Source organism: Microcella sp. (assembly GCF_051860105.1).
Lineage (GTDB): Bacteria > Actinomycetota > Actinomycetes > Actinomycetales > Microbacteriaceae > Microcella.
Map to the genome: position 1 here is coordinate 40,522 of NZ_JBHYEO010000014.1, position 25,902 is coordinate 66,423.

Genomic DNA, 25,902 nt, shown 5'->3' on the forward strand with positions numbered 1-25,902 from the left:
CACCACACGGGGGTGCGCGATCTCGGGTGGGTTCGCACGACCGACCCCTACCGCACGGCGATCGAGGTCAGTGCGCGTGAAGGCTTTCTGGCCGGGGTCGTGACCGCCGACTCCGCGCTGCGCGCGAACGGGCACCGTGGAGCCGGAGAGGGTGCGAGCGACCTTCTTGCGATGACTGAATCACTCCAGCTGCAGCGTGGAGTTCGCCGGGTTGAACGGGTAGCGGCGTTCGCCAACGGTCACAGCGAGTCGGCGGGTGAGTCGTGGACTCGCGTCGTGCTCGCCGACCTCGGTGCTCAGCATCCTGAACTCCAAGTCGACATCGTCGACGACGGGTTGTGGCTCGCGCGCGTCGACTTCTGTTGGCCCGAGCGCCGCATCGTGCTCGAGTTCGACGGGGAGAAGAAGTATCGCGCTGCGCTCCGCGCGGCGGGGAGCTCCGCGGAGGATGTCGTCATCGAGGAGAAGAAGCGTGAGGACCGTCTTCGGGCCGCGGGCTGGACCGTGCTGCGCATCGTGTGGGATGACCTGCGCGAGCCCGAGCGCTTGCGTCGGATACTCCGGCGGCATGGGCTCATCGGCTGAGGCGCCCATGAACCCGTGCGTTTCGGCAGAGACCGTGCAGTTCGGCGCACGGTGTTGGCCGAAACGCACGGCATTGCTGTGAAGCGGGGTGCGCGCGGCGGCGGCGGGCGTGGCGCGAGTGGTGGGGGCGCGCGGCGGCCCGCCGACGCGGGGACGGGCGGGGGCGAGCCGGCGCGCAAGGCCGCGAGCACAGCATCCAGGTGCCGGTTGAACGTGCGCTCGAACGACCGGGCCTCATCATCGAAATACCCGGCGCGCCACACGCGCTCGGTGTCGTCGCCGACCGACTGCAGCGTCAGAGCCCGCACAGTGTCGTGGATGACCGCGCGCCCCGCGATGCCGTTGAGCTCGAGGCGCTGGGTGTCGGGGTAGGCGTACGGCGAGTCGTACGAGCCGAGCAGGGTGCCGACGGCTCCCGACGCGAACTCGAGCGCGAGGGCGACCGTGCTGAAGTCCCCGTAGGCCATGGAGGTCATCTGCGCGGCCACGGAGCTGATCGGCCCGCACGGGTGCTCGAGCATGTCGAAGCCGTGGCACTGCGTCTCGATGAGGTTGGCGTGCGGAGACGGCCCGCGGTTGGCTTCGCCACCGAAGCGCCAGGTCGCGAACACGAGGTCGCCGAGCTCGCCCGCCTGGATGGCCGCCCACGCGCGCCGCACGGGCTCGGCGTCGCGGTGGTTGACGTTGATGCCGAAGAAGGTGTCGCCGGCGGCGTGAAGCGGCGCGTCGGCCTCGCCGAGGTCGAAGACGAGCGGCTTCTCGACGAGCAGCGGAACACCCGCGCGCAGCAGTTCCAGCGTGGGCGCGAAGTGCTCCTCGTTCGGCAGGCTGACCATGACGAGATCGGGATGCTCGGCCTCGAGCATCCCGCCGATCGACGTGTATCCGCGCGCGCCATACGCGGCCGCCCGTGCGGCGGTGCGCGACGGGTCGCGACCGACCACGCCCACGCGCTCGGTGTCGATGCGCTCGGTGACCACGCGAGCGTGCTGGGCCCCCCAGCCGCCGGTGCCGACGACGGCGATGCGCAGCGGGTCGACTCCGCGCGTGCCCGGTCGTTCGATGCTCAGCGCGCTGCCGGCCATGATCGCTCCCTCTCGCGATCGGCACCGACCGCCGGTCGCCACGTTACCCGCGCGCGCCCGCCCGATAGGCTGGCAGGGTGATGGAGATCGAGATCGGCCGAGGCAAGCGGGCGCGCAGGGCGTACTCGTTCGACGACATCGCCGTGGTGCCCAGCCGCCGCACGCGCGACCCCGAGGTCGTGTCGCTGGCCTGGAGCATCGACGCCCTGACCTTCGAGATCCCCGTCATCGCGGCACCGATGGACTCGGTCGTGAGCCCCGCCACGGCGATCACGATCGGGCGGCTCGGCGGCCTCGGCGTGCTCGACCTCGAGGGCCTCTGGACCCGCTACGAGGATGCCGAGGCGCAGCTCGCCCGCATCCGCGAGCTCGACGAGGCCGGGGCGACGGCGGAGATGCAGCGCATCTACGCCGAGCCCATCAAGCCCGAGCTCATTGGGGCGCGGCTCGCCGAGATCCGGGCGGCGGGAGTTCCCGTGGCCGCGGCCCTCAGCCCGCAGCGCACGCAGGAGCACCACCAGGCGGTCATCGACGCCGGGGTCGACCTGTTCGTCATCCGCGGCACGACGGTGAGCGCCGAGCACGTCAGCAACTCGGCCGAGCCCCTCAACTTGAAGAAGTTCATCTACGAGCTCGATGTGCCCGTCATCGTGGGCGGCGCTGCCACCTACACCGCGGCGCTGCACCTCATGCGCACGGGCGCGGCGGGGGTGCTCGTCGGCTTCGGCGGCGGGGCCGCGTCGACGACGCGCTTGAGCCTGGGCATCCACGCCCCGATGGCGACCGCGGTGAGCGACGTCGCCGCCGCGCGCCGCGACTACATGGACGAGTCGGGGGGCCGCTACGTGCACGTCATCGCTGACGGCGGCCTCGGCACGAGCGGCGACATCGTCAAGGCGGTCGCGATGGGCGCCGACGCGGTCATGCTGGGCAGCACTCTGGCACGGGCGACGGATGCTCCGGGCGGCGGGTGGCACTGGGGGGCCGAGGCCCATCATCCCGAGCTTCCGCGCGGCAAGCGCGTGCACGTCGGCCAGTTGGCCCCGCTCGAGCAGCTGCTCTTCGGACCGAGCACGACGGCCGACGGCCAGGTCAATCTGATGGGTGCGCTGCGGCGCTCGATGGCGACGACGGGGTACTCCGACGTCAAGGAGTTCCAGCGGGTCGACGTCGTGGTCGCCCCGTACTCCGCACGCTGAGTCCGCACCGCAAACTGGGCAATTGTCGAAAGCTCATTGCCTAATGTCGGTTCATCGACTTATGGTGACATTGCGTCAGTTCGCAGTACCCGTTGCGGCCCGCTGACGTCGCACGTCAAGCCCCCCTCGAAAGACCCTGCTGCCCGCAACCCCGCGGTGGCGCCCACTCCGGAACCCCCAACCCGGATACCCATGGGCGCCTCCCGGGGGGCGTAGGTGCTTCCCAACCCCCTGGAGTACTCCGTGACCCGAACACGATTCCGGTCTGCGCGCGCCCTCAGCGGCGCGCTCAGCCTCACCCTCGCCCTCACGGGCCTGACCGTCATGGCGGCGGCACCCGCGGCCGCGGCTCCCGCTGCCGTCTACGACAGCATCCCCGCGACGCAGCCCGCGTCATACCCGAGCCTCGGCTACCAGGCCCAGAGCACCTGGGAGTTCGGCGACCACGTGCGTCTGGGAGCGGGCAACCGCGCGCTCACCGAGATCACCATCGGCATGAACAGCTGGGCCTGCGAGTCGGGCACCTGGAACATCGCGTGCTCGACGACCACTCCCGGCTCCGGGTACGTGCACCCTGTCACCCTCACGGTCTACGACGTCGCGTTCTCGGGCAGCACGCCGGTTCCCGGCGCGGTCATCGCGTCGGTCACCCAGGACGTCTCGGTGCCGTTCCGCCCGAGCCCGTCGCCCGACGAGTGCGGCGGCCCGACCACGACGACGTGGTGGGATGCAGAGCTCGCGACCTGCCAGAACGGCTACGCGTTCGATGTGACCTTCGACCTCTCGGGCGAGGGTGCCATCGCGGGCAACGACGTGATCGTCACCGTCGCGTACAACACGCAGTCGTACGGTGCTGCGCCCCTCGCCGTCGACGGCCCCTACAACGCGCTCAACGTGAGCCTGAACTCGGCCGGGGCGCCGAGCGTCGGCACTGATGTGTCGGGCACCGTCATGATGCGCGACACCACCTACAGCGGCAGCACCCGCGGCCTGAAGGCCAGCGGTCTCATCACGGGCTACAACGGCCTCGTGATGGAGATCGTGGCCGACGCCGTGCCGGTCGCCGCCCCGCTCACCGATGTCACGGTGTACGACCGCGACGTGAAGCCCAACGAGACCGCTCAGACCTACACCTCGTGGCACGAGGGCAAGGCCAGCGCGACCCCGTCGAACGCCTCGGTCGGCGCCGAGGGTCTGCTGCTCGGCGACGGTGCCCCCTCGACCGTCATCAAGGGCACCGACCTGACGACGCCGGAGGCCGCGGCCGCCAACACCGTCACCCGCGCACAGCTGCGGGCGCTGATCTCCTCGGCCTCCGTGGTCGTCGAGAGCGGCTCGGTCACCTTCCAGGTGCCGGTGTTCTTCGGAAACCCGGCAGCGCCGAGCTTCACGACCCTGCGGTCGACGAGCCTCACGGCCGGGTCGCAGAGCTTCGACCAGTCGGAGACGTGGGCGACCACTCGCGCCTTCGGTTCCTACACCGCGCAGGAGGAGGCTCCGCTCGGTGAGCTCATCGACGCCCTCTTCGACGCGGCAGGCGCCGCGGGCGGCGGTGTCGCGATCGCGGGCTACGGCGTGCAGGCCGACTCGCCTGCCGTCGTCTCGCAGCTCGTCTGGGACGACACGCGCTACACCTTCGTGCAGCCGGTCATCGAGGCCTGCGTGCCCACCGACGGCGACCCCGTCACGAACCTCGACCTCGCGGGCTGGACCTTCACCGACACCCGCAGCCAGGGCACCAACGAGTTCGCCGAGGGCGGCCTCCGCGTCGAGACGTTCGACGATGAGGACGGCCCCGGCTCGCCCGACCAGCGCAAGGCGGCGGGCTACCACCCGATCGACATCGCGCTGAGCGAGGTCGGCACCCCCGCCCTGGAGATCGCCCCCGGCTTCACCGGAGCGCGCCCGAGCCTGCAGCTGGGCTTCGACGCCGACGGCAACGGCACGCGCGACGCCTACCTCGTGGGCGAGCCGTGGGCCTACGGCGGCGGCGACTGGAGCTCGACCGTCAACGGCGACTGGGCTGACGCGAAGTACTGGGTCACGGGCACCAACGGCTTCGGGGTCGCCCCCGGCGCCGGCTACCCCGCTCTCGGAACGCTCGACGAGTACCTGCTGGCGAACCCTGAGGCGCGCATCACGAACTACGGCTACAGCCTCGGTTCGGGCGTCGTCGGCTCGGCCCTGATCACCTCGATCACGGTCGGCTGCGAGACCTTCGGCTTCGAGTTCGAGCTGCCGACGCAGGCGCCGCCGGTGACCGAGCGGCTCGAGGGGATCGACCGGTACGCGACGGCCATCGAGATCTCGCAGTACGGCTTCGGCGACAGCGAGCCCACGACGGTCTACATCGCGACGGGTGAAGGCTTCGCCGACGCCCTGAGCGCGGTTCCGGCCGCGGGCGCCGACAACGCGCCGCTGCTGCTGACGCCGACGAACTCGCTGCCTGCCAACGTGCGCACCGAGCTCATCCGGCTCGAGCCGAGCGAGATCGTGGTGGTGGGCGGCACCGGAGTCGTGTCGCCGGCGGTGTTCGCCGCCCTCGAGGCGCTGCCGTTCGACCCGACCGTGCGTCGTGTCGCCGGCGACGACCGCTACGCGACCTCGCATGCCATCGCCCGCGATGCCTTCTCCTCCGCCACCACGGCCTACGTTGCGACGGGTGCCGACTTTGCCGATGCCCTCGCCGCCGGTCCCGCGGCGTCGGCGGCAGGCGGCCCGGTCGTGCTGGTGCCGGGCGGCAACGCCTCGGTCGACGCCGCCACGCTCGATCTGCTCGGCGACCTCGGCGTCACCGACGTCGTCATCGCTGGAGGGACGAGCGTCGTGAGCACGAGCATCCAGACGCAGCTCGACGTGCCGTACGCCGTGACCCGCCAGTCGGGCATCGACCGCTACGCCACGGCGGTCGCGATCAACGACGACGCGTTCTCGTCGGAGACCCGGGTGTTCCTTGCGACCGGCGAAGGCTTCGCCGACGCGCTGACCGGTGCGGCCATGGCCGCGGTGTTCGGCAACCCGCTCTACACGAGCCCGACGGCGTGCCTGCCGGCAGCGACCCTCGGGTCGATCGAGGGCCTGGGCGCGACCACCATCGTGCTCCTCGGCGGTCCCGGAGCGCTCAGCTTCGCGGTCGGGAACCTCACCCTGTGCGGGGGAGGGGCGATCTAGCATCACCGCGCCCGACGGGCGCGCGCACGACGGCGGGGCTCCTCTCAGGAGGGGCCCCGTCGTCGCTTTGTAGACTGAGGCCGCCCCGCCCGACCACCAGGAGGACACTCGCACATGGTGCAATCCGCGACGCGACCGGGTGCCCCCGGCTTCTGGAGCATCGCCCGACGTCCGCGCTGGATCGCCGCCCTGCTGCTGGCCCTCGGCATCGCGGGCGGCTTCGCCGCGCTCGGCCAGTGGCAGCTCGAGCGCTCGCTCGAGTCGACCGTGGTCGACGACCGCGACACCGAGACGCCCGTGCCGCTCGACTCGGTGGCCGAGCCCCAACAGGTCATGACGACCGACGCGAGCGGGCGACTAGTGAGCGTGAGCGGCGAATGGGTCGCCGGTGACGACCTCATCGTCACCGGCCGGCTCAGTGGCGACGACGGGTCCGGTGCCGCGGGCGAGCCGGGCGACTGGGTCGTGCGGCACCTCGTGACCGAGGGCGGCGCGAGCCTCGCGGTGGCTGTGGGGTACGGGCCGGTCGGGGCGGGCATCCCGGATCTGCCGAGCGGCGATGCGGAGCTGACCGGTCGCTACGTTCCGAGCGAGTCGCCGCAGCAGAGCGACTTCGAGGCGGGCGAGCGCACCGCGATCGCCGTCGCCGAGCTCATCAACCTCTGGCGCGAGCCGGGCCCCGTGTATTCGGGCTATCTCGTGCTCGACGACGCGCCGGCGGGGCTCGAGACCGTCGCGGCGCCGCCGCCCGAGGGTGCGACCGAGCTGAACCTGCTCAACCTCTTCTACGCGATCGAGTGGGTCATCTTCGGCGGGTTCGCCGTGTACCTCTGGTGGCGGCTCGTGAAGGACGAGCAGGAGAAGCTGGCGGGCCCCGCCGACGATGAGGCCGCAGATTCGCCTCAGCCCGCGCCCCTAAACTGAACGCATGGCGATCGGCCCGAAGCCCTCAGACATCCCGCTCATCCGCCGTACCCTCGCGGTCTATAAGGTCTCGTCGGTCATCACCGGCATCTTCCTGCTCGGTCTCGTCGTGATGATGATCACGCGATACGGGTTCGGGGTCGACATCGAGTTCAACGGCGAGTCCGGGCAGCTCCTGGCGCTCACCGACCCGGACGCGATCACCGGCCTCAACGTCTCGATCCTCCTCCTGGCGGTGCACGGCTGGCTCTACGTGCTCTACCTCGCGTGCGACTTCGTGCTCTGGCGCCTGCTGCGGTGGCCGTTCTGGAAGTTCGTGTGGATCGCGATGGGCGGCATCGTTCCCTTCCTCTCGTTCTTCTTCGAGCGCCAGGTGCCGCGCGACGTCGAAGCGATCATCGCCGGGCTGGGTCAGCCCTCGAGCACGGAGGTCGCCGCGTGAGCGACACTGCCCACCGCCCCGTGCTCGTCGTCGACTTCGGCGCGCAGTACGCCCAACTCATCGCCCGTCGCGTGCGCGAGGCCGGCGTGTATTCCGAGATCGTGCCGCACACCATCACGGCGGCCGAGGTAGCCGAGAAGAACCCTGCGGGCATCGTGCTGAGCGGCGGCCCCTCGAGCGTCTACGAGCCGGGCTCGCCGACCCTCGATCCGGGCATCCTGAAGCTCGGGGTGCCCGTCATGGGCATCTGCTACGGCTTCCAGGTGATGGCGCAGCAGCTCGGCGGCGAGGTCGCGCGCACGGGCCGCCGCGAGTACGGCGCCACGGCCATGACCGTGCACGGCGACGGCGGCGCGCTGCTCGCCGGCCAGCCGGAGGCGCAGACGACGTGGATGAGTCACGGCGACTCGGTCGCCCGCGCGCCCGAGGGCTTCGCGGTGCTCGCCTCGACGGCCGATACTCCCGTGGCGGCGTTCGCGAGCGACGAGATGAGGATGTACGGCGTGCAGTGGCACCCCGAGGTGAAGCACTCCGAGTACGGCCAGCGCGTGCTCGAGAACTTCCTGCACCGCGCGGCCGGTATTCCCGCCGACTGGAACAGCGGCAACGTCATCGCGGAGCAGGTCGCGCGCATCCGCGAGCAGGTCGGCTCCGCGCGCGTGATCTGCGGGCTCTCCGGCGGCGTCGACTCGGCTGTCGCGGCCGCGATCGTGCACGAGGCGGTCGGCGACCAGCTGGTCTGCGTCTTCGTCGACCACGGCCTGCTGCGCGCCGACGAGCGCCGCCAGGTCGAAGAGGACTACGTCGCCGCGACCGGCATCCGTCTGGTGACGGTGGATGCCCGCGAGCAGTTCCTGACCGCCCTGGCGGGCGTGACCGACCCCGAGACGAAGCGAAAGATTATCGGCCGCGAGTTCATCCGCACGTTCGAGCAGGCCGCCGCCGACCTCGTCGCCGAGGCGGCGCACGACGGCGGCGCGATCGAGTTCCTCGTGCAGGGCACGCTGTACCCCGACATCGTCGAGTCGGGCGGCGGCACGGGCACGGCCACGATCAAGAGCCACCACAACGTGGGCGGGCTGCCCGACGACCTGCAGTTCGCGCTCGTCGAGCCCCTGCGCGCGCTGTTCAAAGACGAGGTGCGGGCCATCGGGCGTGAGCTCGGCCTTCCGGAGCCGATCGTCGCGCGCCAGCCCTTCCCCGGCCCCGGCCTGGGCATCCGCATCATCGGCGAAGTGACGCAGGAGCGCCTCGATCTGCTGCGCGAGGCCGACGCGATCGTTCGGGCTGAGCTCACGGCCGCGGGCCTCGACGCCCAGATCTGGCAGTGCCCGGTCGTGCTGCTCGCCGACGTGCGTTCGGTGGGCGTGCAGGGCGACGGGCGCACCTACGGGCATCCGATCGTGCTGCGCCCCGTGTCGTCGGAGGATGCCATGACCGCCGACTGGACGCGCCTGCCCTACGACGTGCTCGCGCGTATCTCGAACCGCATCACGAACGAGGTCGCCGGCGTCAACCGGGTCGTGCTCGACGTCACGTCGAAGCCGCCGGGAACGATTGAATGGGAATAGCAACGCGCTTTGCGAGGCCCTTTCGGGCCTCGCAGCGTTGCTATTCCAGCGGCCCTCTGGGCCGCGATCCCTTGAGCGCCGAGCACCCTGAACGCCTCTTTCGAGCAACCCTTCGCCGTCCCGGCGCTCGGGTCACATGAGCTCCCGTCAGGAGAGCGGCCGCTGACGCAATGTGCCTCCGACGGCACATGCCGCCCGCGGCACACGGCTCCTACGGCACACGGGTCCTGCGCAGAGCCTGTGTGAAGCCGCGATCACGTGACGCGGGTGTCACACAAGAAAAGCGGGCATGGTCTGCTGGGCACAGCTGAGCGGGCGCCGCGGAGCCGCCGGCAACGAAAAAGGGCCGCCCCGAAGGGCGGCCCCATCCCCTATGAGGATGCTCGGTGCTGGCTACTCGCTGCCGCGCAGGATGGCGAGCAGGCGCAGAATCTCGAGGTACAGCCAGATGACGGTGACCATGATGCCGAAGGCGGCCGTCCAGCCGTAGATCGCTGGCGCGCCGCGCTCGACGCCCGTTTTCACCGCATCGAAGTCGAGCACGAGCGAGTACGAGGCGAGCAGGATGACGAACACGCCGATGAGCACGCCCCACGGGATTCCGAACGGCCCCGGCTCGCTGCGCAGGCCGAAGGCCGAGTCGGTGACGCCGAAGAGCATGAGCCCCATGTTGATGAGCGAGAACACCATGTAGCCGACCATGGCGACGAGGAAGATCTTCGTCGCGCGCTTCGAGGCGCGAATCCTGCCGCTCGCGAAGAGGGCGAGAGTGACACCCACCACCGCGAAGGTGCCGATAACGGCCTGCGTGACGATGCCCGGGTACTCCACCTCAAAGACACCCGAGATGCCGCCGACGAAGAGACCCTGCGCGGCCGAGTAAGCGAGCACGAGAGCGGGCGAGGGCTTCTTCTTGAAGATGTTGACGAGAGCGAGCACGAAGCCGACGATCGCAGCCGGGATCATGAGCGCCGGGATGAACCAGCCGACAGCCGCTGTCGCGAGCAGCACGACGAAAGCGAGAACCGTCTTCTGGATCGTGTTCTCGTACGTCATGCGGTCCATCTGGTCGGGCGTCGCCGACGAGCGCGCGTAGAGCTCGTCGAGCTGCTGCGCGCTGGGCTCCTGCGTCCACTGGATCGCCTTGGTCGCACTCTGCGAGAAGGCGGGGGAGTTGGAGAATGCGGGGTTGGAAGTGGCCATACCCAAAGTGTAGGGAATCTCGCCTCGAATGCGCTGGTGGCTGCCTAAGGCGCGGCTGGTGAGGAGGGCGGGGCCGCAGGGTGCGGGATGCCCGGGGCCGGCCGGGCGAGCGCCCACGCCCACCAGGCCGAGCCGACGAGCACGACCATGGAGATGCCGAGCGCCACGAGCATCTGGTCATACTCGCGGAAGACCGCCGCCGCGAGCACGCCGTTGAGCAGCACGGGGCCGAGCGCCAGGTAGCTGCGCCACGGCCGATGCCGCACGATGAGCCAGCACACGAAGCAGATGCTGAGCGTCCACATCGACTGCGGACCGGTCAGCAGCAGCCAGACGACGAGGCCGCTCGGCAGCAGGGGCACGAGCCGTCGCCATGCCGTCGCCGGCATGATCAGCCAGCCGAGGCTGTGGGCGGCCGTGCCGACGATGAGCGGCAGCAGCACGAGGGTGCTCGCCGACTGCAGGTGCACGAGCCCGCCGATGATGAGCACGAGCCCGGCGACGACACGGTCGCGGTAGCGCCCCCACCGCAGGGGGAGGCGCGCGGCCGGCTCGACCCACCCGGTCATGCGCTCAGCAGCTGCCAGAGCGCGACCGCGACGACGATCGCGCCCGCGAGCCAGAGATAGCCGAGCCCGACGGCGACCCAGGCGATCGCGGCGCCCCGTTCGCGACCCTGCGAGCGCGCGATCTGCCCCGCGGCGACGTGGCCGAAGAGGGCGGCGAGGGGGCTCAGCAGCACGGCGAGGATGAGTGCGGCGACGGCGAGCGCATTGAGGCGCGGGCGTCGCCGCGCCGGCGGGGTGGGCCACGCGGCGCTCGCCTCGATCGCCTCGGGCAGCGCCGAGGCGATCGAGGCGGCGGTAGGTGGCACCACCAGCGCCTCCGGCTGCTCGTCGCTCATGCCGTCGACGGTATCCCGTAGCGTGGTCGGGATGACCGAGCACACGCCCGAACGCCGCGCAGCGCCGCGGCCGATGGTCGTCGCCCATCGCGGCGCGAGCGGATACCGGCCCGAGCACACCGAGGCCGCCTACCGCCTGGCCCTCACTCTGGGTGCCGAAGCGATCGAACCCGACATCGTCGTGACGCGCGACGGCGAGCTCGTGCTGCGCCACGAGAACGAGATCAGCGGCACCACCGACGTGGCAGATCGGCCCGAGTTCGCATCCCGCCGCACGACACGCGAGATCGACGGCCAGCGGCTGACCGGCTGGTTCACCGAAGACTTCACGTGGGCCGAGCTCAGCACCCTGCGCGCCCGCGAGCGCCTGCCGCAGGTGCGCGGCGCCTCCGCACGCTTCGACGGCCGATACCCCGTGCTGCGGCTTCGCGACCTGCTGCGCCTGCTCGACGAGGCCGCGCCCGCGCCGGGCACGGGTCAGCCCGTGCGCCTCGTCGCCGAGGTCAAGCACGCGAGCTACTTCGCCTCGATCGGTCTGCCGCTCGACGAGCTCATCGCCGCCGACCTGCGACCCTGGGCGGCCGAGCAGTCGGGTCGCCTGATCGTCGAGGCTTTCGAACAGACCGTGCTCGGGCAGCTGCGCGACCGGGGGCTGGCGGCCGACTACGTCTACCTGCTCGAGAAGGCGGGCAGCCCCGCCGACCTCGTCGCGCGGTACGGTGCCGCCGCCCTGTCGTACGCGGGCCACCTAACGGATGCGGGGCTCGCCCGATTGCGGGCATCCGGAATCGACGGCATCAGCGTCGACACCGCGCTGCTCGTGCGGGCCGCACCCCGCGACACCGGGCAGGCCGGCTCGGCGTGGAGGCCCCTCGGCGGCGGTCTCGCGGCGTCGGACCTCGTCGATCGTGCGCACGCCGCCGGTCTCGGGGTGTTCACGTGGACGCTCCGCCCCGAGAACCGCTTCCTGCCCGCACCGTGCCGACTCGGCACGACGCCGTCGGCGCACGGCGATTGGCTGACCTTCTTCACGGCGATCATGCGCACCGGGCTCGACGGCGTCTTCGCCGATCAGCCCGATCTCGCCTTCGAGGCCCGCGCCGCGCTCTGATCGGGTAGCTCGCGCGAATCCCGTCGCGGGCTGAGTGCACAAATGAAGGACAGGAGCCCATCGACTTCGGCGTGTCGAGACGACACGCCCTGACCGGACGGGCGTTCTCCTTCACTTGTGCGGCTGCTGCGGCCGCCGCGGCATGCGCCGCCGTAGCGCGAACTCGGTCAGCGCACGTGGTCACCGCGCGCAACGACGGCGAGCACCGCTGCCTCGACGACGGTCCGGTCGTGGATCACCTGGTCGTGGCTGAATCGCAACGGTGTGAACCCGAGGGTGTGGGCGAGAGCATCCTTCGCCCGATCCCGGGCGAACTGGTCGGCCTCGTCGTGAAAGGTGGCGCCATCGACCTCTACCAGCAGGCGCGTACCGATGAGGAAGTCGAACGGACTCGACCCGGGGATGCGGACCTGGCGCCAGGGGTGGATGCCCAGCCGCAGCATCCGTCGATAGAACACGTACTCCGTCCCCGACTCGCAGCGCCCGTCGACGCCCTCCCACTCCGACACGCCGTAGCGCTCGAGCAACGTCGTCGTCGACCCGGCCCGCATGCGCACGAGACTGTCGAGTGCGCCGAGCGCCCAGTCACGCGGCGCGCAGCGGAACCAGTCGTCGAGAGCCTCCTCGGGTGTGGCGATGACACGACGGGGATTGACAGGCCGAGCCCTCCAGTGCACCGAAATCGACGGTGAGTCAGGCGCGAGGCGCCTCTGCGAGTGTTCTGGGCTCCGCAGTCGGCACGAGTTGTGGGGTACGCGAACGTGCTGCCTGCCGTCACTCACCGACCAGATTCCGTGCGCGGCGAGCGCGGCGGCGCACGTGAGAACGCCGCCTACCCGCACAGCGCGCCGCGCCGCCGGGGCCATTTCTGGAAGCACGTACCAGCCCTGTCTCACTCGGTGCAGTCGGCCCGAGTCGAGAAGCCGAATGATGCCGAGCCGAGTGATCCCCGCGGTGTGGAGTTCGTGGGTCGCGATGCATCCGCCCACGCGACGCACGAGTTGTTCGATGTCGGTCATCGACGGAGTGTTCGCCTTGCGCGCCCACGGCGAAGCGGTCTCACTCTGATCGGTGGACTCCTCGATCCTGCCCCACTCACCTGAGGGGGTTGCGGCACGAATGAAGGATCCACGCCGCGGTCGGTCGGCGAGTCGTGGCGACATGCCGCGCTGAGTCGCTAGCGCTCCTTCATTTGTGCACGACGAGGGGGCGCGGGGCGGGATGCTCGCGCCGAGTGCGTCAGGGGCGCGACCTAGACTGGGGCGGTCATGAGCACCCCCGCCTCCGCCTCTCTCGCCGACGCCGATCCGCTGCTCGACGGGCTGAACCCGCAGCAGCGCACGGCCGTGCTCAGCCGGTCACGGGCGCTGCTCATCGTGGCGGGCGCGGGGTCGGGCAAGACCGCCGTGCTCACGCGCAGGGTCGCGCGCCTCATCCGCGACCGAGAGCTGTGGCCCAGCCAGATCCTCGCCATCACGTTCACCAACAAGGCGGCGGCCGAGATGCGCGAGCGCGTCGAGCTGCTCGTGGGGCGCGAGGCCGCGCAGGGCATGTGGATCTCGACGTTCCACTCGGCCTGCGTGCGCATCCTGCGGCGCGAAGCAGAGCAGTTCGGTTTCGGCGCGGCGTTCACGATCTACGACTCGGCCGATTCGCGCGCCCTCATCAAGCGGCTCGTGAAAGAGATGCAGGCTGACACGATGGGCTTCACGGTGAGCGCCGTGGCGGGCAAGATCTCGCGGCTCAAGAACGAGCTCGTCGACGCCGAGGGCTACAGCCGGCAGCTCAACCCGAACGACCCGACCGAGGTGATGTTCCTCGAGCTGTTCCGTCGCTACACGGCCGAGCTGCGGCGCGCGAACGCCTTCGACTTCGACGACCTCATCGCGCAGACGGTCTACCTGTTCCGCGCCTTCCCGAAGGTCGCCGCGCTCTACCAGCGGCGGTTCCGGCACATCCTCATCGACGAGTACCAAGACACCAACCATGCCCAGTACGCGCTCATCCGCGAGCTGACCCGGCCGGTCGAGCCCGTGCACGTGCCCGCCGACACCCGGGTCGAGCTCGACGCGAGCGGAGGGATCCCGGGCGCGAGCTTGACCGTCGTGGGCGATTCCGACCAGTCGATCTACGCCTTCCGCGGCGCCGATATTCGCAACATCGTCGAGTTCGAGCGCGACTTCACGGGCGCCGAGGTGGTGCTGCTCGAGCAGAACTACCGCTCGACCCAGACGATCCTCGACGCGGCCAACGCCGTGATCGCCAACAACTTCGACCGCATCGCGAAGAACCTGTTCACGGCCGTCGGCGCGGGCGAGAAGATCGTCGGCTTTACGGGATACACGCAGCACGACGAGGCGCAGTTCGTCGCCGACGAGATCCAGAAGCTGCACGACGCGGGCACGCCCTACAGCCAGATCGCGGTGTTCTACCGCACGAACGCCCAGACGCGCGCGCTGGAAGAGATCTTCATCCGATCGGGCCTGCCCTACCGCGTGCTCGGCGGCACCAAGTTCTACGAGCGCGCCGAGATCAAAGACCTCATGGCCTACCTCATCGCGGTCGCGAACCCGGCTGACGGCCTCGCCATGCGGCGCATCCTGAACACCCCGAAGCGCGGCATCGGGCCGGCGACCGAGACGGCGCTCGCGAACCACGCCGACGAGCTGGGCGGCACGATGCACGATGCGCTGCGGGATGCCGCGGCGCTCGGCCTCGGGCCCAAAGTCACCGCGGCCATCCTCGACCTCGCCGGGCTGCTCGATGAGCTCGCCGACGGGGTCGCCACGATGCTGGTGCCGGATGTTCTCACCACGATCATCGAGCGCACGAAGTACCTCGACCTCTTGCGCGGCAGCCGCGACCCGCAAGACGAGGCGCGGGCGGAGAACGTGGAAGAGCTCGTGGCGGTGACCCGCGACTTCCAGAAGAACAACCCGGAGGGGCGGCTCGTCGACTTCCTCACCGAAGTGGCCCTCGTCGCCGCGGCCGACGACCTCGACGACTCGAGCGGCACGGTCTCGCTCATGACCCTGCACACGGCGAAGGGGCTCGAGTACGACGCGGTCTTCATCACGGGGGTCGAAGAGAACCTGCTGCCGCACCAGATGAGCGCGGCCGAGCCGGGCGGCCCGGCCGAGGAGCGCCGGCTGTTCTACGTGGGCATCACGCGCGCGCGGAAGGTGCTGCACCTGAGCCTCGCGATGACGCGCTCAACCTTCGGCGACACGACCGTCGCGAGCCCGAGCCGGTATCTGCAGGAGATTCCGACCGAGCTCATCGACTGGCGCGACTCGCCGGGCATGGGCGCCCGGTCGAGCACCCGAAGCCTCGGCTCGGGGCGCGACGGCTTCCGCTACTCGGCGTCTTTGCCGCCGGCCGGCAAGCCCAAGACCGAGTGGGCCAACCGGGTGACGGCGAGCGTGCGCGACAACGGCGACCTGACGCTCGCGGTCGGCGACCGCATCCGCCACGTCGACTTCGGCGACGGCACGGTGAGCGCTGTGACCGGCGTGGGCCCGAAGAGCATCGCCGAGGTGCAGTTCGACACGGCCGGGCGCAAGCGCCTTCTCATCAAGATCAGTCCGATCGAACGGCTGTAGCCGTTCGAACCCACTTTTCTGTTCGACGCTCGTTCGCGTCGAACCCGATCGAAAAGCTGTAAGGCGTGACCCGCACCATAATGGGGTCAGGGTTCGACGGGGAGGACGGGCAATGGACATCACGGTGGTGCACCACCCCTTCGGGGTCGCCGAGGTCACGGTCGGCGGGCGCCTCAACATGGTGACGGCAGCGCGCATGCGCGAGGCCATCGAGCAGGCCGTCGACGCCAACCACCCGAACGTCGCGGTCGATCTCTCGCAGGTCGTGTTCCTCGACTCCTCAGGGCTGGGTGCGCTCGTGGCCGGTCTCAAGGCGGTGCGGGCATCCGGAGGCGATCTGCGTCTCGTGCGCCCGGCTGAGCAGGCGCAACTGGTGCTCGAGCTCACTAACATGGGCACGGTGCTGAAGAGCTTCGACTCCGTCGGCGCCGCGTTCCCCCATGCCTGAGGTCGTCTCGCGCTCGTTTCGGCTGCACTGCCCGCCCGACACGGTCGACACGCTTCAAGACCTGCTCGCCACCGTGTGGGCGCAGACTCCGCACCTCGACCCGGCCGATCGCATGGCTGCCGAGCTCTCGATCGTCGAGCTCGCCGCGAACGTCATCGAGCACGCCAACCTCGGCGACCCGGTGACGTGCACCCTGTCGATCGTCGTCTATGACGACCGCATCGAGGCGACGGCGACCGACGAGGGTCGCGTCGACCATGTCGACCTGCGCGATCGCCCGATGCCGGACGAGTACGCGGAGCGGGGGCGCGGCCTGCCGATGATGCAGGCGCTCTCCGACAGCGTCGAGCACCGGCGCATCGACGGCTTCAACCACTGGACGGTCGTGCGCGGCCGTCGCGGCGGCAGCGCGCCACCACCGCGCAAGGCCATGCCCTCGATCTCGATCGCCGGCGTCATCGACGAGATGGCGCGGCAGCGCGCCCTCGATGACATGGGCATCCTCGACACTCCTCCGGAGGAGCGTTTCGACCGCGTCACGCGCCTCGCCCGCCAGCTGTTCGGCGTCGAGACCGCGGCGGTGAACCTCATCGACGGCGATCGCCAGTGGGCCAAGTCGGTCTCGGGTCTCGGCTCCGTCGAGATGCCGCGCGACGAGTCGATGTGCACGATCACGATTCAGGGCGACGAGCCGCTCGTCGTCCCCGACCTCGCGGCCGACCCCCTGCACGCGCACAAGGCCGTTCCGGGGCTGCTGGGCTTCTATGCCGGGTTCCCGCTCTACGCCCCGGGCGGCGAGCGCATCGGGGCGTTCTGCGTCTACGACTCGCAGCCGCGCCACTTCTCGGCGCGCGAGACCGAGATGCTGCGCGACCTCGCCAGCTGGGTGCAGCAAGAGCTCACCGTCAGTCAAGAGCTCAGCCGCGCCGCCGAGGTGCAGCAGGGCCTGCTCCCGCACCAGCTGCTCAGCCTGCCGGGCTGGAAGACGGCGGGTGTCTGCATCCCCGCCCGAGCGGTCGGCGGCGACTTCTACGACTGGTACCCCGTGGGCGAGGGGGCGGCCCTCACGCTCGCCGACGCCATGGGCAAGGGCATCGCGGCGTCGATCATCGCGGCGACCGTGCGTGCCGTGCTGCGGTCGGCAGCCCGGTTCGCCGACGTCGCGGGTGCTGTCGACGCGGCGTCCGCCGCGTTGACCGTCGACCTCGACAACGCGGGCGTGTTCGTCACCGCCTTCCACTCGCGGCTCGACATGGATTCGGGGCTTCTGAGCTACGTGGATGCCGGGCACGGCCTGTCGATCGTCGCGCGCGCCGATGGCAGCTCGCAGCGGCTGCGCTCGACCTCGCCGCCGCTCGGGGTCGACATCGAGACCGAGTGGCAGGTGCAGACGGTGCAGCTCGACCCCGGCGACACCCTCATCGTCGTGAGCGACGGCGTGCTCGACCTGTATGACGGAACACTGCGGTCGCTCGACAACCTCGTGACGCTCGCCCTGCTCGCTCACGACCCGTGGGAGATCATCGATGCGATCCGCGCCCGCGCGCGCGGCGCGAGCGGCGACGATGTCACGGTGCTGATCGTGCGCCGCGACGACGCCGACTGATCGCGATCGGGGCAGCCGCCGTCGAGGCGCCGCCCGCGCGGGCGGTACAGTAGACACTGCGATTTGTCTCGATATCGAGAAATCTCTCGGTCGAGAACCGTCACGATGCCGAGGCCGACCGCATCCCCTTTACTTCCTCTTTTCGCACGCGGATGGGACGAGCAGCGTGGATCTTTTCGAGTATCAGGCCCGAGACCTCTTCGAGAAGCACGGTGTTCCCGTGCTGCAGGGCATCATCGCCGACACCCCCGAGGAGGCTCGCGCTGCGGCCGAGCGCATCGGCGGGGTCACCGTCGTCAAGGCGCAGGTCAAGACCGGCGGCCGCGGCAAGGCTGGCGGCGTCAAGGTCGCCAAGACCGCGGATGACGCCGAGGCCGCGGCTCGCGACATCCTGGGCCTCGACATCAAGGGCCACGTCGTCAAGCGGGTGATGGTGGCGCAGGGCGCTGACATCAAGCAGGAGTACTACTTCTCGGTGCTGCTCGACCGTGCGAACCGCAACTACCTCGCCCTGTGCAGCTACGAGGGCGGCATGGAGATCGAGCAGCTCGCCGAGGAGCGCCCCGAGGCGCTCGCGCGCGTCGCCGTCGACCCGGCCGTAGGCATCACGCTCGAGAAGGCTCGCGAGATCGCGGTCGCCGCGAAGTTCCCGGCCGAGCTGGTCGAGAAGGTCGCCCCCGTGTTCGTGCTGCTCTACGGCGTGTACGTCGCCGAAGATGCGACGCTCGTCGAGGTCAACCCGCTCGTGCTCACGGGCGCGGGCGACATCGTGGCGCTCGATGGCAAGGTGAGCCTCGACGAGAACGCCGCGTTCCGGCAGCCGGGCCACGAGGCCCTCGAAGACAAGGATGCTGCCGACCCGCTCGAGGCGAAGGCCAAGCAGCACGACCTCAACTACGTGAAGCTCGACGGCGAGGTCGGCGTGATCGGCAACGGTGCCGGGCTCGTCATGTCGACGCTCGACGTCGTCGCCTACGCGGGCGAGAACCACGGCGGCGTGAAGCCCGCCAACTTCCTCGACATCGGCGGCGGCGCCTCGGCCGAGGTCATGGCCGCGGGCCTCGACGTGATTCTCGGCGACCCGCAGGTCAAGAGCGTCTTCGTCAACGTGTTCGGCGGCATCACCTCGTGCGTCGCCGTCGCCAACGGCATCGTCGCCGCGCTCGAGATGCTCGGCGATGCCGCGACCAAGCCGCTCGTGGTGCGCCTCGACGGCAACCAGGTCGACGAGGGCCGAGCGATTCTCGCCGCGGCCGCGCACCCGCTCGTCACGCTCGCCACGACCATGGACGACGGCGCCGACAAGGCTGCCGCGCTCGCCGCGAAGTAAGGGAACAGAACACCATGTCGATCTTCCTGACCAAGGATTCGAAGGTCATCGTGCAGGGCATCACCGGCGGTGAGGGCACCAAGCACACCGCCCTCATGCTCAAGGCCGGCACCCAGGTCGTGGGCGGCGTCAACGCGCGCAAGGCCGGCACCACGGTCACGCACACCGCCGCCGACGGCTCGAGCGTCGAGCTGCCCGTCTTTGCGACCGTTGCCGAGGCGATGGCCGCGACGGGCGCCGACGTCTCGATCGCCTTCGTGCCGCCGGCCTTCTCGAAAGACGCCGCGTTCGAGGCCATCGACGCGGGAATCCCGCTGCTCGTCATCATCACCGAGGGCATCCCCGTGCTCGACACGGCCGAGATCTGGGCGCACGCCCAGGCCACCGGCAACGTCACGCGCATCATCGGCCCGAACTGCCCCGGCATCATCACGCCGGGGGAGGCGCTCGTGGGCATCACGCCCGCGAACATCACGGGCAAGGGCCCCATCGGCCTCGTGTCGAAGTCGGGAACCCTGACCTACCAGATGATGTACGAGCTGCGCGATCTCGGCTTCTCGACCGCGATCGGCATCGGCGGCGACCCGATCATCGGCACGACGCACATCGACGCGCTCGCCGCGTTCGAGGCCGACCCCGAGACGAAGGCCATCGTGATGATCGGCGAGATCGGCGGCGACGCCGAAGAGCGCGCGGCCGACTTCATCAAGGCCAACGTGACGAAGCCCGTCGTCGGCTACGTCGCCGGCTTCACGGCGCCCGAGGGCAAGACCATGGGCCACGCGGGCGCGATCGTGAGCGGCTCTGCCGGCACCGCGCAGGCGAAGAAGGAGGCCCTTGAAGCCGCCGGCGTCAAGGTCGGCAAGACGCCGAGCGAGGCGGCCGCCCTCATGCGCGAGATCATCGCGGGGCTCTAGCACCGCATCCCGAATCACCGACGGCCCCGCTCCCTTCGAGGGATGCGGGGCCGTCGTCGTGGGGGCCGCGGGCACGGGTGGCGGCGCCCTCCGCGGCCGGGTGCCACGCGCGCCATGAGCCACGAGCGGCGCACAGCCCCCCAGGAAACCCTGCCGGGGCAGCGGCCTAGACTGACCCCGCGATGAAGAAGCTCATCTCCGCCCCCGAGACCGTGGTCGCCGACGCGCTGCGCGGGCTCGCGCTCGCCCACCCCGGCGTGCGGGTCGACCACGAGCGCCGCATCGTCTACCGCGCCGAGCCGAAAGAGTACGGCACGGTCGCGCTCGTGAGCGGCGGCGGGTCGGGTCACGAGCCGCTGCACACGGGCTATGTGGGTTTCGGGATGCTCGACGCGGCCGTCGCGGGCGAGGTGTTCACCTCGCCGACGCCGGATCAGATCCACGCCGCCACCGTCGCCGTCGACCGGGGGGCCGGCGTGCTGCACATCGTGAAGAACTACACGGGCGATGTCATGAACTTCGAGATGGCCGCCGAGCTCGCGCAGGCCGCGCGCATCGAGGTGCGGTCGGTCGTCGTGGCCGACGATGTCGCCGTCGCCGACTCGCTCTACACGGCGGGTCGGCGGGGCACGGGAACGACCGTGCTGCTCGAGAAGATCGTGGGTGCGGCGGCCGAGCAGGGTCACGACCTCGACACGCTGCACGCCCTCGCCGCGCGCATCGCCGAGACCGGGCGCTCGATGGGCATCGCCCTGAGCGGTGCGACCGTGCCCGCCGCAGGGTCGCCGACCTTCCTGCTCGCCGAGGACGAGATCGAGTGGGGCGTCGGCATCCACGGCGAGCCCGGGCGCGAGCGCCAGCCCATGGCGGGCGCCGCCGAGCTCGCCGAGCGGCTCGTCGGCCCGATCGTCGCGGACGGGCTGCCCGCGGGCGAGGCCATCGTCATGCTCTCCGGGCTCGGGGCGACGCCGCTCATCGAGCTCTACGGCATGCTCGCGGCGATCGCCGACCTGCTCGACGCCGTCGGCGTGCGCCGCGTGCGCACCCTCGTCGGCGAAACCATCACGGCCCTCGACATGGCCGGCTGCCTGCTGACGGTGCTGCCCGTCGACGCCGAGCTGCTCGGCTACTGGGACGCCCCCGTCGAGACACCCGCCCTGCGCTGGGGGCGCTGACCGTGCTAACCCTGACCGTCACGACCGACTGGCTGCGGCGCTGGGCGACCGCGATCGCCGCGAACGAGCAGCATCTCACGGCGCTGGACGCGGCGATCGGCGACGCCGATCACGGAGCCAACCTGCACCGCGGCATGGCCGCCGTCGTGTCGCAGCTCGACGCGCAGCCGCCGGCGACGGTGCGCGAGGCGCTGACGCGCGCCGGGCTCACCCTCGTCAGCACGGTGGGCGGTGCGAGCGGGCCGCTCTTCGGCACTCTCCTGCTGCGCGCGGGCGGGCAGTGCGGTGACGCCGAGGCGCTCGACGGAGCCGGGCTGGTGCACGCGCTGCGCGCCGGCACGGCCGGAGTGCGCGAGCGCGGCAAGGCCGAGCTCGGCGACAAGACGCTCCTCGATGCGCTCGTGCCCGCGATTGATGCCCTGGATGCCGCCGTGGCGACGGGTGCGCCCCTCGCGGCCGCCGCATCCACCGCTTCGATCGCGGCGAACGCCGCCCGCGACGCGACGGCGCAGCTCGTCGCCCGACGCGGCCGCGCGAGCTACCTCGGCGACCGCAGTCGCGGAGGCGTCGACCCGGGGGCCGCCTCGGCCGCCCTGATGCTCGGCGCCCTCGCGGCGGCGCTCGCCGACCCGGCTCTTCCGGACGCCGCGCACGCCCCGGGCTCGGCCGCGCCGGCTGCACCGACCGCGCCCGCGACGCCCGACGCCGCGCCAACCCCGCGGCGCGCCCGCGTGGGCCTCGTGCTCGTCTCGCATAGCCGGCCGCTCGCGGAGGCGGCGGCCGCCCTCGCCCGCGAGGTCGTCGGGGCCGAGCCGCCGCGCATCGCGATCGCCGCCGGCCGCGCCGACGGCGGAACGGGCACGAATGCGACGCGCGTGGCCGCGGCCATCAGCGAGGCCTCGGAAGGCGCGGGCGTCGTCGTGCTGACCGACCTCGGCTCGGCGGTGCTGAGCGCCGACATGGCCCTCGAATTCCTCGGTGGGCGCATCGATGTGCGCGTCGTTCCGGCCCCCTTCGTCGAGGGCTTGCTCGCGGCCGTGGTGCGCGCCGGGGCCGGCGACGCGATCGATGTCGTGGCAGCGGAGGCGAGCGCCGCGCTCACCCCCAAGCTCTCGCTGCTCGCGCCGCCGGCACCTGCCACGCCCTCGCCCGCGGAGAGGAACCCCGCGGAGACGAGCCCCGCGGAGACGAGCCCCGAGGTGACCGGGCCGGTCGCTCTCGGCGCTCCGGCGCTGGGCCGCGCCCTCGTGCGCAACGAGGGCGGGTTGCACGCTCGACCCGCGGCCGAGATCGCTGCGCTCGCCGCGAGCTTCTCGGCCGTCGTCACGCTCGAGGTCGACGGCAAGGCGCCGGCGCCGGCGGGCAGCCCCTTGAGCATCTCGATCCTGACGGTCAAGGCCGGCACCGAAGTCACGATCCGTGCGGCAGGCGACGACGCCGAGACGGCGGTGGCCGCGGTGGCGGCGCTGATCGAGGGCGGGTTCGGAGAGCCGCTGATCCCGAGCCCGACCGAGCCCGACCGCAGCAGCGGCCCGCTCGGGGTCAGCCCGGGGCGCGTGATCGGGCCCGTCGCGGTGCTCGTGCACGCGATCGATGAACCCAGCGCCACCGCCGTGATCGCGCCGCCAGCCCGTGCGGCCGCCGCGAGCATCCTCGAGGATGCTCTGCGCGCGACCGCCGCCGAGTACCGTCGGCGTGCTGCCGAGACCGAGGGCCACCGCGCCGAGGTGCTCGCGGCCACCGCGGCGATGGCCGACGACGACGTGCTGCGTGCGGCCTCCGTCGCCGCCGTGCGCGAGCGCGGGCTCACGCCCGAGCGCGCGGTCTGGGAGACGATCGGTCGAACGGTGGACGAGTACCGCACGGCCGGAGGCGAGATGCTCGACCGCATCACCGATCTGCACGACGTGCGCGACCGCGCGATCGCCGCGATCACCGGCATCGAGCCGCCGGGCCTGCCCGTGCGCCGCGACCCCTACATCCTCATCGCCGACGACCTCGCGCCCGCCGACACCGTGACGCTCGACCCCGCGATGTGCCTCGCGCTCGTCACCGAACAGGGTGGCCCGACCTCGCACACGGCGATCATCGCGCGCGAGCTCGGGCTTCCCGCCGTCGTCGGAGTCGCTGAGGCGACGCGCATCGCCGACGGCACCCTGGTGCTCGTCGACGGCGGCACCGGCGAGGTCATCGTGGCACCGGACGAGGCCGAGCAGGCGACCGCGACAGGGGTCATCACCCTCCCGCCCTTCGTCGGGCCGGGGCAGACCGCCGACGGCCACCGCGTCGTGCTGAGCGCCAACGTCGGGGCACCGCGGGAGATCGCCCGGGCCGTCGAGCGCGGTGCCGAGGGGGTCGGCCTGTTCCGCACCGAGTTCTGCTTCCTCGACCGCGCCGACGAGCCGAGCGTCGCCGAGCAGGTCGCGGCGTACCGCGAGGTCTTCGCGGCGTTCCCCGGTCAGCGCGTCATCGTGCGCACGCTCGATGCGGGCAGCGACAAGCCCCTGCCGTTCCTCACCCCCATCCACGAACCGAACCCGGTGCTCGGGCTGCGCGGAGTGCGCACGGCCATCCGCGACCCCGCGGTGCTCGACCGGCAGCTGCGCGCGATCGCCGAGGCGACGGCGGCCGAGGGCGCCGACGTCGCCGTCATGGCCCCGATGATCGCGACGCTGGCCGAGACGCGCGAGTTCGCATCCCGCGCCCGATCGGCGGGCATCACGAGCGTCGGCATCATGCTCGAGACGCCTGCGGCGGCGGTGACGGCCGCCGAGCTGTGCGCCGAGATCGACTTTCTCAGCGTCGGCACCAACGACCTCTCGCAGTACACGATGGCGGCCGATCGCATGTCGGCGGCGCTCGCCCCTCTCGCCGACCCGTGGCAGCCCGCGCTGCTGCGCATGATCCGCCTGGTCGGTGAGGCGGCCGCTGAGACGGGCACGCCGATGGGCCTGTGCGGCGAGGCGGCGGCCGACCCCGACTTCGCCGCCGTGCTCGTGGGGCTCGGCGCGACGAGCCTGTCGATGGTGGCGCGCGCGCTGCCCACCGTCGGCGCGCGACTGGCGAGTGTGACGCTCGAGCAGTGCCGCGCGGCCGCGGCGGCGGCGTGCGCGGCTCTCGAACCTCCCGACGCGCGCGCGGCGGCGCGGGCGGCCCTCGGCTGACGACGTCGCCAGTAGGCTCGCCCCCGAGATGACCCGCCGCCTGACCGCCGTGCTGAGCGCCCTCGAGGCGCTGCTCATCGTCGGCATCGGCATCGCGGTGCCCCTCAGCGTGCTGACGATCATGTGGGCCGCCCAGTTCGGGTTCCAGGTCGACTGGGTCGTGTTCTGGCGCGCGGCGGTGCTCATCTGGCTCGTCGGCCACGGCGTCGACGTGACCTTCCAGCTCGACGAGCAGACCGCTCTCGCTCTCGGCGTGACCGGAGTCGCCGACCCCTTCGTCGTCTCGCTCGCCCTCAGCGGCTTCGCCCTGTGCACCGCGTTCGCGGGGGTCGCTCTCGGGCGTCGGCTGCGTTCTGAGTCTCACCGCGTGCTCGGGGAGCTCGTGGCCCTCGGCACGGTCGTCGTGCTCTCGGGGCTCGCGATGCTGAGCGCCGTGCATCCGGCCGCGCTGCCGTCGCGCTGGCAGGCGCTGCTCTTCCCGGCCCTCGTGCTCGGCCTCGGCCTCGCGATCGGCTCGATCGGGGCGACCAATCCCGCCCGCGTGCGCCTGCGGCGCCTGCTCGCCGAGGGGCCGCAGCCGTGGCTCGCGGCAGGCGGTGCGGCGCTGCGCGCGGGCCTCGGCGCCGTCGCAACCGTCGTGGCGGCGGCGGCCCTCGTGACGGCGGCTGCCCTCGTGCTCGGCTACGGCCAGGTCATCGCGCTCTACGAGAGCGTGCAGGCGGGTGTGCTCGGCGGGGTCGCGCTCACGGTCGCTCAGCTGGCGCTGCTGCCGACGCTCGTGCTGTGGGCGGCCGCCTGGCTCGTCGGCCCCGGCTTCGCGGTGGGCGCCGGGTCGAGCGTGAGCCCCATCGCGACGAGCCTCGGCCCGCTTCCTGCGGTGCCCGTGCTGGGCGCGCTGCCCACCGAGCCCTCGAGCCTCGGGTTCGTGACACTGCTCGTGCCCGTGCTCGCCGCCTTCATCGCGGGACTCGCGGTGCGGCCGCGCCTCGTCGCGGCGCTCGAGGGTCGCCCCGCGGGGCTCTGGGCTGTCGGCACGGGGGCGCTCGCGGCCGTCGTCGCTGGTCTCGCCATGGGCTTCCTCGCCTTCGTCGCGGCGGGTGCGGCCGGGCCGGGACGCCTCGCCGTGGTCGGCCCCGACCCCGTGGCGGTGGGCCTGTGGATGCTCATCGAGACCCTCATCGGAGCATCCCTGGGTCTGCTCGCCGGCGGGGTGCGCGCCGCGCGGCCGCTGGCCTCCGCGCGCACCCGGTAGCCTGGGCGGGTGCTGCGGGTCGTCGTGCTGATCTCGGGCGGCGGGTCGAACCTGCGCGCTCTTCTCGAGGCGTGCCGCGATGCCGAGTACCCCGCCCACGTGGTCGCCGTCGGCGCCGACCGCGCCGCCGACGGTCTGGCGCATGCGGAGGCGTTCGGCATCCCGACCTTCACCGTGCCCTACTCGTCGTTCCCCTCGCGCGAGGCCTGGGGC

At 71.5% G+C, this 25,902-nt stretch carries 21 protein-coding genes; 15 read left to right on the top strand and 6 right to left on the bottom strand.

Annotated elements, in window-relative coordinates:
• Positions 1-180 precede the first annotated feature (180 nt).
• Both ACTIE9_RS09095 and ACTIE9_RS09100 read right to left on the bottom strand, forming a co-directional pair.
• Positions 181-303, bottom strand: coding sequence for a hypothetical protein (locus ACTIE9_RS09095; protein ID WP_439565254.1), 123 nt, complete (start codon positions 301-303; stop codon positions 181-183).
• Positions 297-1,670: a Gfo/Idh/MocA family protein gene (locus ACTIE9_RS09100; RefSeq protein WP_439565255.1), complete on the bottom strand. Its 1,374-nt coding sequence runs from the start codon at positions 1,668-1,670 to the stop codon at positions 297-299. The genes ACTIE9_RS09095 and ACTIE9_RS09100 overlap by 7 nt, the downstream gene beginning before the upstream one ends.
• A gap of 80 nt (positions 1,671-1,750) precedes the next feature.
• Between ACTIE9_RS09100 and ACTIE9_RS09105 the strand changes: the two genes are divergently transcribed.
• The 5 genes from ACTIE9_RS09105 to guaA all read left to right on the top strand — a co-directional run bounded on the left by ACTIE9_RS09105 (position 1,751) and on the right by guaA (position 8,977).
• The gene (locus ACTIE9_RS09105) at positions 1,751-2,869 is read left to right on the top strand and encodes a GuaB3 family IMP dehydrogenase-related protein (protein WP_439565280.1); all 1,119 of its coding nucleotides are present in this window, start codon (positions 1,751-1,753) and stop codon (positions 2,867-2,869) included.
• Positions 2,870-3,112: 243 nt separating this feature from the next.
• Entirely contained in the window at positions 3,113-6,040 is a 2,928-nt protein-coding gene (locus ACTIE9_RS09110) for a cell wall-binding repeat-containing protein (RefSeq protein WP_439565256.1), read from the top strand.
• A 114-nt stretch (positions 6,041-6,154) separates the two neighbouring features.
• Complete coding sequence (locus ACTIE9_RS09115; protein ID WP_439565257.1) at positions 6,155-6,964, top strand: SURF1 family protein; 810 nt, start codon at positions 6,155-6,157, stop codon at positions 6,962-6,964.
• Positions 6,965-6,968: 4 nt separating this feature from the next.
• Positions 6,969-7,406, top strand: a complete 438-nt coding sequence (locus ACTIE9_RS09120; protein ID WP_439565258.1) for a DUF3817 domain-containing protein — start codon at positions 6,969-6,971, stop codon at positions 7,404-7,406.
• A complete protein-coding gene (guaA, locus tag ACTIE9_RS09125) occupies positions 7,403-8,977 on the top strand; it encodes a glutamine-hydrolyzing GMP synthase (protein WP_439565259.1) in 1,575 nt (524 codons plus the stop codon). The genes ACTIE9_RS09120 and guaA overlap by 4 nt, the downstream gene beginning before the upstream one ends.
• 393 nt (positions 8,978-9,370) lie before the next feature.
• Here guaA and ACTIE9_RS09130 read toward each other — a convergent pair whose 3' ends face one another.
• Genes ACTIE9_RS09130 through ACTIE9_RS09140 form a run of 3 tightly spaced genes read right to left on the bottom strand, consistent with a single transcriptional unit; the run spans position 9,371 to position 11,084 of the window.
• The gene (locus ACTIE9_RS09130; RefSeq protein WP_439565260.1) at positions 9,371-10,180 is read right to left on the bottom strand and encodes a Bax inhibitor-1/YccA family protein; all 810 of its coding nucleotides are present in this window, start codon (positions 10,178-10,180) and stop codon (positions 9,371-9,373) included.
• A 44-nt stretch (positions 10,181-10,224) separates the two neighbouring features.
• On the bottom strand, positions 10,225-10,749 hold the full coding sequence (locus tag ACTIE9_RS09135; RefSeq protein WP_439565261.1) for a hypothetical protein: 525 nt from the start codon (positions 10,747-10,749) through the stop codon (positions 10,225-10,227).
• The gene (locus tag ACTIE9_RS09140; protein WP_439565262.1) at positions 10,746-11,084 is read right to left on the bottom strand and encodes a hypothetical protein; all 339 of its coding nucleotides are present in this window, start codon (positions 11,082-11,084) and stop codon (positions 10,746-10,748) included. Before ACTIE9_RS09140 ends, ACTIE9_RS09135 begins: the two co-directional genes overlap by 4 nt.
• Before the next feature lie 31 nt (positions 11,085-11,115).
• On the opposite strand from ACTIE9_RS09140, the gene ACTIE9_RS09145 reads away from it, so the two are divergent.
• Positions 11,116-12,195, top strand: a complete 1,080-nt coding sequence (locus ACTIE9_RS09145; RefSeq protein WP_439565263.1) for a glycerophosphodiester phosphodiesterase family protein — start codon at positions 11,116-11,118, stop codon at positions 12,193-12,195.
• Positions 12,196-12,362: 167 nt separating this feature from the next.
• Here ACTIE9_RS09145 and ACTIE9_RS09150 read toward each other — a convergent pair whose 3' ends face one another.
• Positions 12,363-12,872, bottom strand: a complete 510-nt coding sequence (locus tag ACTIE9_RS09150) for a DUF559 domain-containing protein (protein ID WP_439565264.1) — start codon at positions 12,870-12,872, stop codon at positions 12,363-12,365.
• Positions 12,873-13,463: 591 nt separating this feature from the next.
• Here ACTIE9_RS09150 and ACTIE9_RS09155 point away from each other — a divergent pair.
• From ACTIE9_RS09155 to ACTIE9_RS09195, 9 genes are all read left to right on the top strand, one after another.
• Complete coding sequence (locus tag ACTIE9_RS09155; protein WP_439565265.1) at positions 13,464-15,797, top strand: ATP-dependent helicase; 2,334 nt, start codon at positions 13,464-13,466, stop codon at positions 15,795-15,797.
• Between the two features lie 112 nt (positions 15,798-15,909).
• Entirely contained in the window at positions 15,910-16,245 is a 336-nt protein-coding gene (locus ACTIE9_RS09160) for an STAS domain-containing protein (RefSeq protein WP_439565266.1), read from the top strand.
• Complete coding sequence (locus tag ACTIE9_RS09165; protein WP_439565267.1) at positions 16,238-17,851, top strand: SpoIIE family protein phosphatase; 1,614 nt, start codon at positions 16,238-16,240, stop codon at positions 17,849-17,851. Before ACTIE9_RS09160 ends, ACTIE9_RS09165 begins: the two co-directional genes overlap by 8 nt.
• 166 nt (positions 17,852-18,017) lie before the next feature.
• Positions 18,018-19,181, top strand: coding sequence for an ADP-forming succinate--CoA ligase subunit beta (sucC, locus tag ACTIE9_RS09170; protein WP_439565268.1), 1,164 nt, complete (start codon positions 18,018-18,020; stop codon positions 19,179-19,181).
• 14 nt (positions 19,182-19,195) lie between these two features.
• A complete protein-coding gene (sucD, locus tag ACTIE9_RS09175; RefSeq protein ID WP_439565269.1) occupies positions 19,196-20,098 on the top strand; it encodes a succinate--CoA ligase subunit alpha in 903 nt (300 codons plus the stop codon).
• A gap of 182 nt (positions 20,099-20,280) precedes the next feature.
• The gene (gene dhaK, locus ACTIE9_RS09180; RefSeq protein ID WP_439565270.1) at positions 20,281-21,273 is read left to right on the top strand and encodes a dihydroxyacetone kinase subunit DhaK; all 993 of its coding nucleotides are present in this window, start codon (positions 20,281-20,283) and stop codon (positions 21,271-21,273) included.
• Positions 21,274-21,275: 2 nt separating this feature from the next.
• Positions 21,276-24,437 carry a phosphoenolpyruvate--protein phosphotransferase gene (ptsP, locus tag ACTIE9_RS09185; RefSeq protein WP_439565271.1) on the top strand — a complete coding sequence of 1,054 codons (3,162 nt, stop codon included), beginning with the start codon at positions 21,276-21,278 and terminating at the stop codon, positions 24,435-24,437.
• A 28-nt stretch (positions 24,438-24,465) separates the two neighbouring features.
• Positions 24,466-25,689 carry a cell division protein PerM gene (locus tag ACTIE9_RS09190; RefSeq protein ID WP_439565272.1) on the top strand — a complete coding sequence of 408 codons (1,224 nt, stop codon included), beginning with the start codon at positions 24,466-24,468 and terminating at the stop codon, positions 25,687-25,689.
• Positions 25,690-25,698: 9 nt separating this feature from the next.
• The coding region (locus tag ACTIE9_RS09195) for a formyltransferase family protein (protein WP_439565273.1) at positions 25,699-25,902 on the top strand (204 nt) is incomplete at its 3' end.